Annotated in this window: 15 protein-coding genes; 9 read left to right on the top strand and 6 right to left on the bottom strand. The window is 67.4% G+C overall.

The annotated features are described in order from the left end of the window. Positions 1-40: 40 nt before the first annotated feature. Complete coding sequence (locus tag AC1DW3_RS18610) at positions 41-1,534, top strand: M81 family metallopeptidase (protein WP_477933604.1); 1,494 nt, start codon at positions 41-43, stop codon at positions 1,532-1,534. Between the two features lie 133 nt (positions 1,535-1,667). Further along, positions 1,668-2,744, top strand: a complete 1,077-nt coding sequence (locus AC1DW3_RS18615; protein ID WP_477933606.1) for a YncE family protein — start codon at positions 1,668-1,670, stop codon at positions 2,742-2,744. A gap of 10 nt (positions 2,745-2,754) precedes the next feature. On the opposite strand, the gene AC1DW3_RS18620 is transcribed toward AC1DW3_RS18615, so the two are convergent. Continuing rightward, positions 2,755-3,315, bottom strand: coding sequence for a GNAT family N-acetyltransferase (locus AC1DW3_RS18620; protein WP_477933608.1), 561 nt, complete (start codon positions 3,313-3,315; stop codon positions 2,755-2,757). Between the two features lie 277 nt (positions 3,316-3,592). On the opposite strand from AC1DW3_RS18620, the gene AC1DW3_RS18625 reads away from it, so the two are divergent. Then, a complete protein-coding gene (locus tag AC1DW3_RS18625; protein WP_477933610.1) occupies positions 3,593-3,811 on the top strand; it encodes a hypothetical protein in 219 nt (72 codons plus the stop codon). A gap of 11 nt (positions 3,812-3,822) precedes the next feature. Continuing rightward, positions 3,823-4,083 carry a hypothetical protein gene (locus tag AC1DW3_RS18630; RefSeq protein ID WP_477933612.1) on the top strand — a complete coding sequence of 87 codons (261 nt, stop codon included), beginning with the start codon at positions 3,823-3,825 and terminating at the stop codon, positions 4,081-4,083. Positions 4,084-4,104: 21 nt separating this feature from the next. Here AC1DW3_RS18630 and htpG read toward each other — a convergent pair whose 3' ends face one another. Then, on the bottom strand, positions 4,105-5,985 hold the full coding sequence (htpG, locus tag AC1DW3_RS18635; protein WP_477933614.1) for a molecular chaperone HtpG: 1,881 nt from the start codon (positions 5,983-5,985) through the stop codon (positions 4,105-4,107). Positions 5,986-6,101: 116 nt separating this feature from the next. Between htpG and AC1DW3_RS18640 the strand changes: the two genes are divergently transcribed. Beyond that, positions 6,102-6,719, top strand: a complete 618-nt coding sequence (locus tag AC1DW3_RS18640; protein ID WP_477933616.1) for a 2OG-Fe(II) oxygenase — start codon at positions 6,102-6,104, stop codon at positions 6,717-6,719. Here AC1DW3_RS18640 and AC1DW3_RS18645 read toward each other — a convergent pair. Next, positions 6,713-7,024, bottom strand: coding sequence for a hypothetical protein (locus AC1DW3_RS18645; RefSeq protein WP_477933618.1), 312 nt, complete (start codon positions 7,022-7,024; stop codon positions 6,713-6,715). The two genes, AC1DW3_RS18640 and AC1DW3_RS18645, sit on opposite strands and share 7 nt — an antisense overlap. A 13-nt stretch (positions 7,025-7,037) precedes the next feature. After that, a complete protein-coding gene (locus AC1DW3_RS18650; protein ID WP_477933620.1) occupies positions 7,038-8,162 on the bottom strand; it encodes a 3-deoxy-7-phosphoheptulonate synthase in 1,125 nt (374 codons plus the stop codon). Positions 8,163-8,492: 330 nt separating this feature from the next. On the opposite strand from AC1DW3_RS18650, the gene AC1DW3_RS18655 reads away from it, so the two are divergent. Beyond that, positions 8,493-9,275 carry a fumarylacetoacetate hydrolase family protein gene (locus AC1DW3_RS18655; RefSeq protein WP_477933622.1) on the top strand — a complete coding sequence of 261 codons (783 nt, stop codon included), beginning with the start codon at positions 8,493-8,495 and terminating at the stop codon, positions 9,273-9,275. Here the strand turns inward: AC1DW3_RS18655 and tldD are convergent, their stop codons facing one another. Beyond that, the gene (gene tldD, locus AC1DW3_RS18660) at positions 9,276-10,739 is read right to left on the bottom strand and encodes a metalloprotease TldD (RefSeq protein ID WP_477933624.1); all 1,464 of its coding nucleotides are present in this window, start codon (positions 10,737-10,739) and stop codon (positions 9,276-9,278) included. Positions 10,740-10,874: 135 nt separating this feature from the next. On the opposite strand from tldD, the gene AC1DW3_RS18665 reads away from it, so the two are divergent. Together AC1DW3_RS18665 and AC1DW3_RS18670 are read left to right on the top strand one after the other, a co-directional pair. Continuing rightward, positions 10,875-11,213, top strand: coding sequence for a hypothetical protein (locus AC1DW3_RS18665; RefSeq protein WP_477933626.1), 339 nt, complete (start codon positions 10,875-10,877; stop codon positions 11,211-11,213). A 324-nt stretch (positions 11,214-11,537) separates the two neighbouring features. After that, a complete protein-coding gene (locus AC1DW3_RS18670) occupies positions 11,538-12,728 on the top strand; it encodes a PQQ-dependent sugar dehydrogenase (RefSeq protein WP_477933628.1) in 1,191 nt (396 codons plus the stop codon). On the opposite strand, the gene rsmI is transcribed toward AC1DW3_RS18670, so the two are convergent. Further along, entirely contained in the window at positions 12,706-13,626 is a 921-nt protein-coding gene (gene rsmI / locus AC1DW3_RS18675; protein ID WP_477933630.1) for a 16S rRNA (cytidine(1402)-2'-O)-methyltransferase, read from the bottom strand. The genes AC1DW3_RS18670 and rsmI overlap by 23 nt on opposite strands. Between rsmI and AC1DW3_RS18680 the strand changes: the two genes are divergently transcribed. Continuing rightward, entirely contained in the window at positions 13,619-14,011 is a 393-nt protein-coding gene (locus AC1DW3_RS18680) for a YraN family protein (RefSeq protein ID WP_477933635.1), read from the top strand. The two genes, rsmI and AC1DW3_RS18680, sit on opposite strands and share 8 nt — an antisense overlap. Positions 14,012-14,032 lie beyond the last annotated feature (21 nt).

Genomic DNA, 14,032 nt, shown 5'->3' on the forward strand with positions numbered 1-14,032 from the left:
GGCCCAGCGCTCGGCCCGCAAATCGCAACGGACAAAAGACATGAGCAATTCCATGCGGCTCTTCCTCGGCGGGCTGGTGCACGAGACCAGCAGCTTCTCGCCCCTGCCCACCAGCGTGCAATCCTTCCGCGAAGGCGTGCTGATCCACCGCAGCGACCCGCGGGCCTTGCAGCAGGTCGCGGCCCAGCCCAATCTGATGGGCGTCGTCGCGGCCGCGGCGCGACAGGGCGACACGCTGCTGCCGGGGCTGTATGCCGAGGCCCAGCCGTCGGGCCCCTTGTCCCGCAGCGACTACGAGGCGCTGCGCGACGAGCTGCTGGCCGACCTGCGCGCATCCATGAGCCAGGGGCCGGTCGACGCCGTGCTGCTGGTGCTGCACGGCGCCATGCTGGCCGAGGGCTATCACGACTGTGAAGGCGACCTGCTGATGCGGGTGCGCGAGCTCATCGGCCCCCAGGTGCCGCTGGGAGCGCTGCTGGACCTGCATTGCAACCTCAGCCCGGCCATGCTCGAGTCCGGCGCGGCCCTGGTGGCCTGCAAGGAGTACCCGCACATCGACTACGCCGCCCGTGGCGAGGAGCTGCACGCCATGCTGGGCGCCATGGCGCGCGGCGACCTGGCGATCAAGGCCCACTGGAAGCGCGTGCCGCTGCTGGGCATCTTCGGCACCACCGTCGCGCCGATGAGCGACTTCGTGGCGCGGCTCAAGGACAGCGAAGACCGGCTGCCGGGCATCCTGTCGGTGTCGGTGCTGCACGGCTTCCCCTGGGCCGACACGCCGCACACCTGCGCGGCCGTGCTGGTGCTGGCCGAGGATTCGCCGGCCGCGGCGGGCGTGGCTTCAGATCTGCTGGAGGAGTTGGCCGAGGCCTTCTACGGCATCCGCGAGACAGCGGCCGCCAAGCGCCTGCCGCTGAAGGAGGCGCTGGACCTGGCCGAAGCCGAGATGCGGCTGGCCCGACCCGGCCCCGTGGTGCTGGCCGACACCGCCGACAACGCCGGCGGCGGTGCGGCGGGCGACAGCACCTTCGTGCTGCGCGAGCTGCTGGAGCGTGGCCTGCGTGACGTGGCCCTGGGCATGATCTGGGACCCCCAGGCCGTGGCCATCGCGACCTCGGCCGGCGTGGGCGCGCGGCTGCCGCTGCGCATCGGCGGCAAGGTGGGCCCGATGTCCGGCGACCCGGTGGACCTGGAGGTGGAGGTGCTGGCCTGCCGCGAGGATGCCCGCCAGCGCAGCCTGACGCCCGGCGGCACCGATCCTCTCGGCCCTTCGGTGGCGGTGCGCGCCAAGGGCATCGACATCGTGCTGAACAGCATCCGCCAGCAGGTGTTCTCGGCCGAGTGCTTCACCCAGCTGGGCATCAACCCGGCGGCCAAGCAACTGGTCGTCGTGAAGTCGACCCAGCATTTCCGCTCGGGCTTCGACGCCATGGCCGTGGCGGTGGTCTATGCCGACTCACCGGGCAGCCTGCAGGCCAATATCGGCAGCCTGCCGTTCAGGCATCTGCCGCGGCCGGTCTGGCCGCTCGACTAGGCTGGCGACGGCAAATTTGCCCCCCCAACCAAGGGACGGCACGCAACCGACCGGTTGGGCCGGTCACGCACAATCCCTGCCAGCACGATGGAGCCGCTCGGGCTCAGTGCGCAAATAATTCAGGGAGTCTTTGATGAAAAACCGCCAAGGCATGGGCAGCTTGCTGCTTGCCTGTGCAATTGCCTTCGTTGCGCCGCTCGCTTCGGCCACACCCAGCGGTTTCCAAGTCACCACGGTCAACCTGTGGACCAACGACCTTGCCTATAACGCCACGAGTGGCGAATGGCTCGTCGCCGTGCCAAGTTATGCGGCGTTCGGCGTCGGCAATTCCATCACTCGGGTTTCGTCAACGGGCAAGGTGCTCCAGTCCACCTACATGGGCAGCGAGCCTTATCGCATCGCGCTGTCCCAAGACGGCAGCTTGGGTTACGTCAGCCTCTGGGGCGCGAATGCCATCCGCTCCTTCAATGGCCTGACTGGCGCTGCGCTGACTCAGGTTTCCCTTGGCAGCAACTATGCCGAGGACCTCGAGGTGTCGCCGACCGACAAGACCGTCGTTGCCGCATCTCTGGCCAATCACTATTTCAGCCCGCGACACGAGGGCGTTGCCATCTTCAAGAATGGCGTCCTGCTGCCCGGTCAAACACCCGGCCATACGGGTTCCAACGTCATCGAGTTTGGCGCGGATGGCTCCACGCTTTACGGCTTCAATACCGAGACCAGCGAACGGGGTTTTCGGACCATGGGAGTCAGCGACTCTGGCGTGACGGTCCAATCCGTCAAGAACCAGGTCTTCAATGGATATACCCAAGACATCCAGTACGACTCTGGCATGGTTTTCAACAGCAACGGCGAGGTCGTCGATGCAGCCACGGGCCAAAAGCTGGGCCAGTTCCCGATCGTTGGCTATCAAGGCAGCTTGCTGGCCTCGGTGGCAACTGGCGAAGCCTATTTCCTGCACAACAGTGGCGTGTTGACCATCTTCGATCTCGCCACGTTCACCGCCAAGGCGACGTATTCGCTCGGCATCCAGATCGGTGCGGGCGGAACGTTCACGGACCTGACCCTGGGGGCGAATGGCAATCTGGCAGTCAACGCAGGGGGCGAGAAGATCTATCTGCTGACTGCCGTGCCGGAGCCGGGCAGCGCGGCGCTGCTGCTGCTGGGCCTGCTTGGCTTGGCCTGGCGCAGGTCGCGCCAGCAGGCCTGAGGCGAATCTCTCAGGCCGCGAAAGCGATCGCTTCGGGCTCGCCGCGCGGCAGCGTCGCCCAGCGGTCGGCGCCCAACTCGTAGAGCAGGGCTGCAGCGCTGCCGGGGCCGTCGGCGAGGGTGCCTTTGAGGCGCAGGCCCAGGCATTCCAGCGTCTTGCGCGTGGGGGCATTGCTCGGCAGCACGGCGGCGACGACGGCGCCTTCATGGTGCTGCTCGAAGGCCTGGCTCATCGCGTACTGGGCCATTTCGGACGCCAGGCCGCGGCCCCAGGCCTGGGGCGTGATGCGGTAGTAGAGGTAGAGGCCCGAGTGGCCGGCGACGCTGCGATGCATGAGGCCGCCGAAACCGATCAGGTTGTCGGGTCGTTCGCGCTCGGCGATGGCCCAATGGCCGAAGCCGCGCGTCCGCCAGTGGCTGATCCAGGCTTGCAACTGGGCCTCGATCGCCTCGCGGCCATGCGGCGTGGCGGCGGCGCAGAAGCGGTTGACGGCCGGATCGGCGTGGAGCGCCGTCAGGGTGTCCAGATCGCTGTCCCGGGGCGGGCGCAACATCAGGCGGCGGGTGACCATGGCTGCCGGTACAGGCGCAACAGGCTCGCTGAACTCAAACTGGACCATCTAGTCAGAAACTCGGTAAAAACCCGTAGGAGAGTAGCGGCGAGCCGGCTTGTACGGAAGTCCCGCGATGGCGGGTCTTGTCGCAAAACCGTCACAAAACCACGTAAAGACGCTCAGGACGCAAGGGTTTACCCACGCGGCGCGGTCCTACATCCCTGCCGCCGAGAAGCGTCCAAGCTGTCGCTGTCACGACTTCACCCTCCAGCAACTGGCGTGACAGGAGATCGGCATGTCCAACCCATGGCTCAAGAAGAACCCGTTCATGAGCATCTGGCTCAGCGCCGCCAACTCAGTGGCCAACTCCGCGCGCGCCCAGGTCGCCGCGACGTCCAAGCGTCAGGCCAATGCCGCCATGGCGAACGCCAGCCAGCAGGTCGTGGACTTCTGGTTCGGCGCCTTGACGCCGCAGAAACCGCCGCCCCGTGCCCGGCGCACGACGAAGCGCTGAAGAAGCCCTCCATGACACAGACCATCATCGACTTCCACCTCGGCGTGCGCTTCAAGGTTGAAGCGATCCCGCGCGGCGAGACTTTCCAAGGGCGTTACACGCTCCTCGAGAACGACTTGGCCGGCGGCACGGGTACGGATGACAGCTATCGGCCGGCGACCGAAAACAACTGGGCCACCGCGGATGAAGCGCTGACCTACGCGACCGAGGCCGCGCACCATGCCATCGAAGGCATCCCGCCGTTCACCAAGGGGCAGCCGGAACGCGTGTGAGGCGCGAGCGCCTCACCGCCTTCAGCCGGTCAGCAGCGCATTGACGCGGCGAACGTAGGCGGCCGGGTCTTCCAGGTGCCCGCCCTCGGCCAGCACGGCCTGGTCGAACAGCACCTGGGCCAGGTCGTCGAAGTGCGCACTGCCGTCCAGCTTCTTGACCAGCGCATGCTCGGCGTTGATCTCCAGCGTCGGCTTGCTCTCGGGAGCGGTCTGGCCGGCCTGCTTCAGCAGGCGCGCCAGGTGGCCGCTCATGTCGCCCTCTTCCACGACGATGCAGGCCGGCGAGTCGACCAGGCGGGTCGTCACACGCACGTCCTTGGCCCGGTCCTTCAGCGCCTCCTTGAGCTTGTCCAGCAGCGGCTTCAGGCTCTCGGCCGTCTCGTCGGCCTTCTTCTTCTCGTCCTCGTCCAGCAACTTGCCCAGGTCCACGGCGCCCTTGGCGACGGACTGCAGCGTCTTGCCCTCGAACTCGTAGAGGTGGCTGAGCATCCACTCGTCGACGCGGTCCACCAGCAGCAGCACCTCGATGCCCTTCTTGCGGAAGATCTCCAGCTGCGGGCTGTGCTTGGCGGCGGACAGGGAATCGGCGGTGATGTAGTAGATGACGTCCTGGCCATCCTTCACGCGCGACACGTAGTCGGCCAGGCTGACATTGGCGTCGGCATGCGTGGACGCGAAGCGGAACAGCTTGGCCAGCCGCTCCTGGTTGGCGTGGTCTTCGCCGATGCCTTCCTTCAGCACCTGGCCGAAGTCGGTCCAGAAGGCGGCGTACTTGTCCTTGTCGGCCTGCTCCTCGCTGTTGGCCAGGCTCTCCAGCATGCCGAGCACGCGCTTGGTCGAACCCTCGCGGATGGCCTTCACGTCGCGGCTTTCCTGCAGCAGCTCACGCGAGACATTCAGCGGCAGGTCGGCCGAGTCGATGACGCCCTTGACGAAGCGCAGGTAGACCGGCATCAGCGCCTCGGCGTCATCCATGATGAAGACGCGCTTCACATACAGCTTCACGCCACCACGCTTGTCGCGGTTCCACAGGTCGAAGGGCGCCTTCTGCGGGATGTAGAGCAGCTGGGTGTATTCGCTGCGGCCCTCGACGCGGTTGTGCGTGTAGGCCAGCGGCGCGTCGCTGTCGTGGCTGATCTGCTTGTAGAACTCTTCGTACTGCTCTTGAGTGACTTCGCTCTTGCTGCGGCTCCACAGCGCCGAGGCCTTGTTGACCGGCTCCCACTCGTCGAGCACGACCTGCTTGGCGTTGTCCGCGTCCCACTCTTCCTTCTTCATCAGGATGGGGAGCGAAATGTGGTCGCTGTACTTGCTGATCGTCGACTTGACGCGCCAGGTCTTCAGGAACTCTTCCTCGCCGTCGCGCAGATGCAGCACGACATCGGTGCCACGGCCCGGCTTGGTGATGGTCTCCAGCTCGTACTCGCCGGTGCCTTCGCTGCTCCAGCGCACGCCCTGGTCGGCCGGCAGCCCGGCACGGCGGGTCTCGACCGTGATGCGGTCGGCCACGATGAAGCCCGAGTAGAAACCCACGCCGAACTGGCCGATCAGCTGGGCGTCCTTCTTCTGGTCGCCTTCCAGCTTGGCCATGAATTCGCGCGTGCCGCTCTTGGCGATGGTGCCCAGGTGGGAGGCGGCCTCCTCGGCGCTCATGCCGATGCCGTTGTCGCTGATGGTCAGCGTCTTGGCCTCCTCGTCGAAGCTGACGCGCACTTCCAGGTTGGGTTGGTCCTCGAACAGCGCGGCATTGTCCAGGGCCTCGAAGCGCAGCTTGTCGCAGGCGTCACTGGCGTTGGACACCAGCTCGCGCAGGAAGATCTCCTTGTTGGAGTACAGCGAATGCGTGACGAGGTGCAGGATCTGCTTGACTTCGGCCTGGAAGGCGTGGGTTTGCTTGGTCATGGCGTTGGAAAATCTCTGAGGAATCTGGGGCATTACCGCCCGACGGGCGGCCAGTTGAGGCTGACCCGGCGGAATTCAAGGCCCGGCAGCGTAAACCCAATCACGCCCTCACCCTCATGCACAACCTCGGACACGGCATCTATCGGCTGCCGCGGGTCATCTCCAGCCCCGATTGCCAGCGCTTCATCCAGCAGGCCGAAGGCTTCGGCTTCGAGCCGGCCACCATCAACACGGTCAAAGGCGTGAAGCTGGAGACCGAGGTCCGCAACAACGACCGCGTCATCTTCGACAGCTTCGAGCTGGCCCTGGAGGTGTGGAAGCGTGTTGCGCTGGACCTGCCGCCGGTATGGATGGCCCGCGGCCTGGCGGGCCTGAACGAGCGCTTTCGTTTCTACCGCTATGCCCAGGACCAGAAGTTCGACTGGCATGTCGACGGCCCCTTCGAGCGCAGCAACGGCGAGCGCAGCCTGCTGACCATCCTGATCTACCTGGGCGGCGAGTACGAGGGCGGCGCGACCACCTTCGACGTCGACGGCCAACTCATCGAGGTGCGCGGCGAGGAAGGCGATGTCGTCGTCTTCCCGCACCGGCTGCGCCATCGCGGCTCGCTGGTCACCTCGGGCACCAAATACATGCTGCGCAGCGACGTCATGTACTACCCGCTGGTGGGGGCCGGGCAGTCAGACTTCCCCAGTCTCGACGCCCTGCGCGCGATGGCCGCCAGCGCTCAGTAGGACACGGCCAGTCGCGGCACGTCGACCTTGATCAGCGCCTTGGACAGCGACCCGGCCGCCGCTCGGGCGTAGTCCAGCGCCCAGGCAGCGTCGGCAAACGCGGCCGGCCCGGCAGCCAGCGCGATGCCGACGAGCTTGTCGGCCAGCAGCACCTTGCCGGAACCGCGCAGGGGCTCGCACTCCAGACGGACGAAGTTCTCGTCCAGCCAGCGGCGCGCGGCCTCGAAGCCCAAGACCTCGGCGCCGTCGAGCTGCAACTCGATGGGCGCGACGGCCTCGAAGATGACGGTGATCCGGGCTTGCATGGCCCGGATTGTGTCAGCGCCCGGCCAGCACCGCCTGGGACAGCACGTCCAGCACGGCCAGGGAGTCGTCCCAGCCCAGGCAGGCGTCGGTGATGCTCTTGCCGTACTCCAGCGCGGCGGGGTCGTCCTTGCCGGGCGTGAACTTCTGGGCGCCATCGTTCAGATGGCTTTCCACCATGACGCCGAAGATGCTCTTGCCGCCCTCGCGCAACTGGCCCGCGATGTCGCGCGCCACGTCCAACTGGCGCTGGTGCTGCTTGCTGGAGTTGGCGTGCGAGCAATCCACCATCAGGCGCTGCGGCAGCTTGGATTTCTCCAGATCGGCGCAGGCCTCGGCGACGCTCTGGGCGTCGTAATTGGGCGCCTTGCCGCCGCGCAGGATGACGTGGCAGTCGGCATTGCCGCGCGTCTCGACGATGGCGACCTGGCCGTTCTTGTGCACCGACAGGAAGTGGTGGCCGCGCGCGGCGGCCTGGATGGCGTCGGTGGCGATCTTGATGTTGCCGTCGGTGCCGTTCTTGAAGCCGATGGGCGCCGACAGGCCCGAGGCCAGCTCGCGGTGCACCTGGCTCTCGGTGGTGCGCGCGCCGATGGCACCCCAGGCGATCAGGTCGCCGATGTACTGCGGCGAGATGACGTCCAGGAACTCGGAACCGGCCGGCACGCCCAGGCGGTTGATTTCCAACAGCAGCTGGCGGGCGATGCGCAGGCCCTCGTCGATGCGGTAGCTCTCGTCCAGGTAGGGGTCGTTGATCAGCCCCTTCCAGCCCACGGTCGTGCGCGGCTTCTCGAAGTAGACGCGCATGACGATTTCCAGCGTGCCGGCGTACTTCTCGCGCTGCTCTTTCAGCTTGCGGGCGTACTCGAGCGCGGCGCTCGGGTCGTGGATGGAGCAGGGGCCGATGACGACGAGCAGGCGATCGTCCTCGCCGCTCATGATCTTGCGGATGCGCTGGCGGGTCTGGCCGATCAGGTTCTCCATCGCCGTGCCGCGAATGGGGAAGAAGCGGATCAGGTGCTCCGGCGGCGGCAGCGGCGTCACGTCGACGATGCGCTCGTCATCGGTGGCGCTGGTCTTGTCGTCCTGGGAGTACCAGCGCTGGGCTTCGGGTTGGACGGAGGAGACTTTGGCGTTCATCGGATCAGCCTTTCTGACAATGGCTTGCCGTTGCGTTGCAGGCTAACTTTGCGGAGCAAAGTTAAGGCGCAACGCGCCGGCCGGAGACAAAACAAAAAACCGCCGGGCTTTGGAGGCCCGGCGGTTTGTAGGGAGTCTGGGTTCAGCGCGCGCGCTCAGGACTCTCCACCGCCGGGGCGGGGAAAAAACCAAAAGCTAAAGTAAGCGGCGCGGGACATGGGAGCGGAATCTAGCACGCCGGCTGCAGCGAGCTTTCGGCAGCGGGCAAGTCCCGCTTGACCCGCGAACCGGCTTGCGTGGCAATCGGCATCTCTGCACAGGAGACAAGCCATGCAAAGACGCCATGCCCTCGGCGCCGCCGTCACCGGCCTCGCCGGAGTGACTGTCGCCGGATGCGCCTCGACGGCGGCCACTTCCGCCGCGCCCTTCACGGTCGCCCAGCCCTTCGTGCCCATCTCCGGCAGCAGCGAGATCTTCCCGGTGCGGCGCATCTACTGCATCGGCCGCAACTACGCGGCCCACGCCCGCGAGATGGGGTCGGACCCCACGCGCGAGCCGCCCTTCTTCTTCCAGAAGCCCAGCGACGCGGTGCAGTTCGCGCCGCCCGGCCGCACCACCGATCACCCCTATCCGACGCTGACCAAGAACTACCACTACGAGCTGGAGCTGGTCGCGGCCCTGCACAAGGGCGGCAGGAATGTGCCGGTGGAGAAGGCGCTGGAGCTGGTCTACGGCTACGCGGTGGGCCTGGACATGACCCGCCGCGACCTGCAGCGCGGCATGGGCGACCAGAAGAAGCCCTGGGAAATCGGCAAGAGCTTTGACCGCTCAGCACCCATCGGCCCCATCCACCGCGTCGCCCAGGTGGGCCACTTCACGGCGGGCGCGATCACGCTGAAGGTCAATGGCCAGGTCAAGCAGGACGCCAACCTGAACCAGATGATCTGGAACGTCGCTGAGCAGGTCGCCCAACTGTCCCAGGCCTTCGAGCTGATGCCGGGCGACATCATCTTTAGCGGCACGCCGGAGAACGTCGGGCCGGTGGTGCCGGGGGATCTGATGGAGGGGTCGATTGCGGGGTTGCCGCTGCTGAGCGTGAAGGTGGTGGCCTGATCAGGCCGTACCACCCACCGTCAGCCCCTCAATCCGCAACGTCGGCTGCCCCACGCCCACCGGCACGCTCTGGCCTTCCTTGCCGCAGACGCCCACACCCGTGTCCAGCGCCATGTCGTTGCCGATCATGCTGACGCGCGTCAGCGCGTCCGGGCCGTTGCCGATGATGGTGGCGCCCTTGACGGGGTACTGGATCTTGCCGTTCTCGACCCAGTAGGCCTCGCTGGCCGAGAACACGAACTTGCCGCTGGTGATGTCGACCTGGCCGCCGCCGAAGTTGGTGGCGTACAGGCCCTTCTTGATCGACGCGACGATCTCCTTGGGGTCGTCCTTGCCGCCCAGCATATAGGTGTTGGTCATGCGCGGCATCGGCACATGGGCATAGCTCTCGCGGCGGCCGTTGCCGGTGGGGGCGACCTTCATCAGGCGCGCGTTCATCGCGTCCTGGATATAGCCCTTCAGGATGCCGTCCTCGATCAGCACATTGCGCTGGCTGGCGCAGCCCTCGTCGTCAACGTTCAGCGAGCCGCGGCGGTCGGGGATGGTGCCGTCGTCCAGCACCGTCACGCCCTTGGACGCCACGCGCTGGCCGATGCGGCCGGCAAAGGCGCTCGAGCCCTTGCGGTTGAAGTCGCCCTCCAGGCCGTGGCCGACAGCCTCGTGCAGCAGCACGCCGGGCCAGCCGGGGCCGACCACGACGACCATTTCGCCGGCAGGCGCAGGGCGGCTCTCGAGATTCGTCAGCGCCGCATGCACGGCCTGCTCCACGTAGCTGGCGATCATCTCGTCGGTGAAATAGGCCAGGCCGAAGCGCCCGCCGCCGCCGCCCGAGCCCACCTCGCGGCGGCCGTTGCTCTCGGCGATGACGGTGATGGACAGGCGCACCAGCGGGCGCACGTCGGCCGCCAGCGTGCCGTCGGCGCGCGCGATCAGCACGACCTCATGCTCGGCGGCCAGGCCGGCCATGACCTGGGCGACGCGCGGATCCTTGGCACGGGCCATCTTCTCGGCGCGCTCCAGCAGCGCCACCTTGGCGGCGCTGTCCAGGCTGGCGATGGGGTCGGCCACGCCGTACAGCTCGCGACTGCCGGCGACGCGGCCCTGGCTGGGCACCTTGACCTTCTTGCTCTGGCCGGCCGCGGCAATGGTGCGCACCGTGCGCGCAGCGTCCAGCAGCGAATCGAGGGAGATGTCGTCCGAATAGGCGAAGGCCGTCTTCTCGCCGGCCACCGCGCGCACACCGACACCCTGGTCGATGCTGAAAGACCCGCTCTTGACAATGCCCTCCTCCAGGCTCCAGCCCTCGGCGCGCGTGGTCTGGAAATAGAGGTCGGCATCGTCGACGCGATGCTCGGTGATGAGGCGCAGCGCCTGCGAGAGCGAGGACTCGGTCAGGCCGAAGGGCTCCAGCAGTTGCGAGCGGGCGGTGGCCAGGCGGGCCAGGGTGGGTTCGACGGCGATCATGGGCTGATTCTAGGAAGGTGCGCGTCAGCCACCTGAAGGCATGGACATGCTTTTTTACGCGAGTCATGTCGGCCCTGGTTGCAAGGACGTCGTTGTGGACGGGCCTTGCAACCCAGCATCCTCAAGGAGCACTCGATGAAGACCTCTCACAAAGCCCTGATTGCCCTGCTGACCCTGGCCGGCGCCAGCGCCTTTGCCCAGACCCCTGGCACCAACACGCCGCGCATCGACAAGCGCGAAGCCAACCAGCAGGCCCGCATCGCCCAGGGCGCCGCCAGTGGCAGCCTGACGGCCCACGAGACCCAGCGCCTGGAGAAGGAACAGGCCCGCGTCGACAACGCCGAGGCCAAGGCCAAGTCGGACGGCAGCGTGACGGCCAAGGAGCGCCGCCACCTGACCGCGATGCAGAACGGCGCCAGCCGCGACATCCATCGCAAGAAGCACAACGCCAGGGCCGCCAGCGCACCGGGCTGAAGCGAAGCTGCCCCTCGCCCAACCTCGCATCGCTGAACGCGAGCGAGTCTGGTCGGTCCCCCGGGGGGACGGCGATGCTCTCGGCATCGAGCCGCGAGCACATCGCCGGCGCGGGCCGGCTAGGGAGCGGCCCGTCGCTCGGCCCGCAACTCCCCGCTTGCATGCGTCGTACGTGCCGCAAATTCGGAAATGGCGGCCGAAATGACCACGCATTACGCCTGCTAACAAATCCATCCCTGGCATGGCCCTGCTAGGGATGGCCGCCGGGAGCAGGCCCCGGACAGCATGCAGCGTCACCGTCCTTCACGGAACACGGAGCGCTGCATGAAGCTTGTTCTCTCGCTCGCCACGCTGGCCCTGGCCGCCGCGGCCACCAGCCCGGCCCTGGCCTATACCCAGGTCGGCGCCGGCTACAGCCAACCCGTCTTCCTGACCGCCCCGGTAGGCGACTCGCGCCTCTTCGTCGTCGAGAAGGGCGGCCTCATCAAGGTGCAGGACAGTGGCGGCAGCGTGTCCACCTGGCTCAATCTGTCGGGGCAGGTCGACACGGGCGGCGAGCGTGGCCTGCTGGGCCTGGCCTTCGACCCCGGCTTCGCCAGCAATGGCCGCTTCTACGTCGACTACATCGACAAGACGACGCTGAGCACCGTCGTGGCGAGCTACACGGTCAATGGCTCAGGCGCCGTGGATCTGGCCAGCGCCAAGACCATCATCACGGTGGCCCAGCCGGCTGGGCGCGACAACCACAAGGCAGGCTGGATAGGCTTCAGCGCCGCCGACCCGGGCCATCTCTACATCGCTACCGGCGATGGCGGCAGCGGCAACGACCCCGACAACAACGCCCAGAACCTGAACAGCAACCTCGGCAAGCTGCTGCGCATCACGCCCAATGCCGCGGGCGGCTACACGGTGCCGGCGGACAACCCCTTCGTCGGCGYGGCCGGCAATGACGAGATCTGGGCCTATGGCCTGCGCAACCCCTTCCGCAACAGCTTCGACCGCCAAACCGGCGACCTGTGGATAGGTGATGTGGGCCAGGGCGCGCGCGAAGAGGTGGACTTCGCCTCCGTTGCCGCCGGCCTGGGCCGAGGCGCCAACTACGGCTGGCGCATCCGTGAAGGCAATATCGCCACGCCCGGCATCAACGACGGGCCGCCGCTCACCCCGGTAACCAATCCCCTGTTCGACTACGACCGCAATGTCGGCGGCACCGTCATCGGCGGCTATGTCTATCACGGCGCGGATGCCAGCCTCGACGGCACATACATCTTCGGCGACTACGTCGCGGGCAAGGTCTGGAGCTACAGCAACGGCACGCGCACGGAACTGTCCGATCCCTTCTCCACCTTCCAGCTGACCAGCTTCGGCGAGGGCGGCGACGGTTCGCTCTACGCCGTCGGCATCAACGGCAACATCTATCTGCTGGCCGCTGCCGTGCCCGAGCCCGCCCCCGCCCTGCYGCTGGCCGTGGGCCTGGCCGCCGGCGGCCTGCTCACTCGTCGCCGCCGCGCTTGAGCTTGAGGCCGGCGTCGTAGAGCCGGTTGCGCGGCGCGCCGCTGATCTGCGCCGCCAGCGCCACGGCCTGCTTCAGCGGCAGCTCGGCCGCCAGCAGCGCGAGCACACGCATGGTCTCGGCCGGCAGGTCGTCGTCCGCGGCGGCCTGGGGCGCCGCAGCGTGCAGCACAAGGACAAACTCGCCGCGCTGCCGTTGCGAATCGGCCGCCAGCCAGCCCGGCAGCGTCTCGGCCGGCGCGGTGTGGATGCTCTCGAACTGCTTGGTCAGCTCGCGGCAGACGGTCACGCGCCGCGCCGGCGCCAGTTCGGCCAGCAGCGCGATCAACTCGACGATGCGGTGCGGCGCCTCGAAGACGACCTGGCTCTGGCCTTCGACGGCCAGCACGGCCTGCAGCGCAGTGCGGCGCTCGCCGGCCTTGGTCGGCAGGAAGCCGACGAAAGAGAAGCTTGTCGCCGCGGTGTCACCGGCCACGCTCAGCGCCGTCGCCGCGCTGCTCGGCCCCGGCAGGGGCAACACGCGGTAGCCGGCGGCCACCACCTCCTGCACCAGCACGGCGCCGGGGTCGGAGATGGCCGGCGTGCCGGCGTCCGACGCATAGGCCACCCGCTCACCCGCTGCCAGCCGCGTGATGACGCCGGCACTGCCTTCGCGCTCGTTGTGCTGGTGCACGGCGATCAGCGGCTTGTGCAGGCCCAGATGGCGCAGCAGCTGGGCGCCCTGGCGCGTGTCCTCGCAGGCCAGCGCGTCGACCAGGCTCAAGGCATGGATGGCGCGCAGGCTCAGGTCGGCCATATTGCCGATGGGCGTCGCGACGAGATAGAGCGTGGCGGCCGGATACTGCTGGCCGCCGGCTGCAGCCTGGGCGGCCTGGCGAACCAGGGAGGCGTCAATGTTCAACTGGGGCTCTCGATCAAAACCGGATACCAAGGCGCGCGGGGACGCGGCCGAAGATGCAGCACTTGCGCATCTGCTGCGCGCTGGCTTGCGCCTGCTGGAGAGGAATTATCGAGTCGGCGCCGGTCCCAATCGGCGGGCGGGCGAAGTGGACTTGATCATGGCCGATCGTGACGGCACTCTGGTGTTCGTCGAAGTGCGGGCCCGGGCCGATGCCTCGCATGGTGGCGCGGCCGCCAGCGTGACCGCCAAGAAGCAGCAGCGCCTGATCTACGCCGCCCAGCACTATCTGCTGCGCCACGCCAGCCCGCCACCCTGCCGTTTCGATGTCGTCGCCATCGACGGCACCGAACTCACCTGGTTACAAGGGGCCTTCGACACCGAGTGATGCTGTGTTGGTGTTCAACGC

This window comes from Roseateles sp. P2_H4, assembly GCF_056403315.1.

Bases quoted from the DNA above. Each gene is read 5' to 3' on its own strand.
- AC1DW3_RS18665 (WP_477933626.1), top strand. From the start codon at position 10,875: ATGAAGACCTCTCACAAAGCCCTGATTGCCCTGCTGACCCTGGCCGGC.
- AC1DW3_RS18620 (WP_477933608.1), bottom strand. From the start codon at position 3,315: ATGGTCACCCGCCGCCTGATGTTGCGCCCGCCCCGGGACAGCGATCTG.
- AC1DW3_RS18630 (WP_477933612.1), top strand. From the start codon at position 3,823: ATGACACAGACCATCATCGACTTCCACCTCGGCGTGCGCTTCAAGGTT.
- htpG (WP_477933614.1), bottom strand. From the start codon at position 5,985: ATGACCAAGCAAACCCACGCCTTCCAGGCCGAAGTCAAGCAGATCCTG.
- AC1DW3_RS18655 (WP_477933622.1), top strand. From the start codon at position 8,493: ATGCAAAGACGCCATGCCCTCGGCGCCGCCGTCACCGGCCTCGCCGGA.
- AC1DW3_RS18650 (WP_477933620.1), bottom strand. From the start codon at position 8,162: ATGAACGCCAAAGTCTCCTCCGTCCAACCCGAAGCCCAGCGCTGGTAC.
- AC1DW3_RS18625 (WP_477933610.1), top strand. From the start codon at position 3,593: ATGTCCAACCCATGGCTCAAGAAGAACCCGTTCATGAGCATCTGGCTC.
- AC1DW3_RS18645 (WP_477933618.1), bottom strand. From the start codon at position 7,024: ATGCAAGCCCGGATCACCGTCATCTTCGAGGCCGTCGCGCCCATCGAG.
- AC1DW3_RS18610 (WP_477933604.1), top strand. From the start codon at position 41: ATGAGCAATTCCATGCGGCTCTTCCTCGGCGGGCTGGTGCACGAGACC.
- AC1DW3_RS18680 (WP_477933635.1), top strand. From the start codon at position 13,619: ATGTTCAACTGGGGCTCTCGATCAAAACCGGATACCAAGGCGCGCGGG.
- AC1DW3_RS18615 (WP_477933606.1), top strand. From the start codon at position 1,668: ATGAAAAACCGCCAAGGCATGGGCAGCTTGCTGCTTGCCTGTGCAATT.
- AC1DW3_RS18640 (WP_477933616.1), top strand. From the start codon at position 6,102: ATGCACAACCTCGGACACGGCATCTATCGGCTGCCGCGGGTCATCTCC.
- tldD (WP_477933624.1), bottom strand. From the start codon at position 10,739: ATGATCGCCGTCGAACCCACCCTGGCCCGCCTGGCCACCGCCCGCTCG.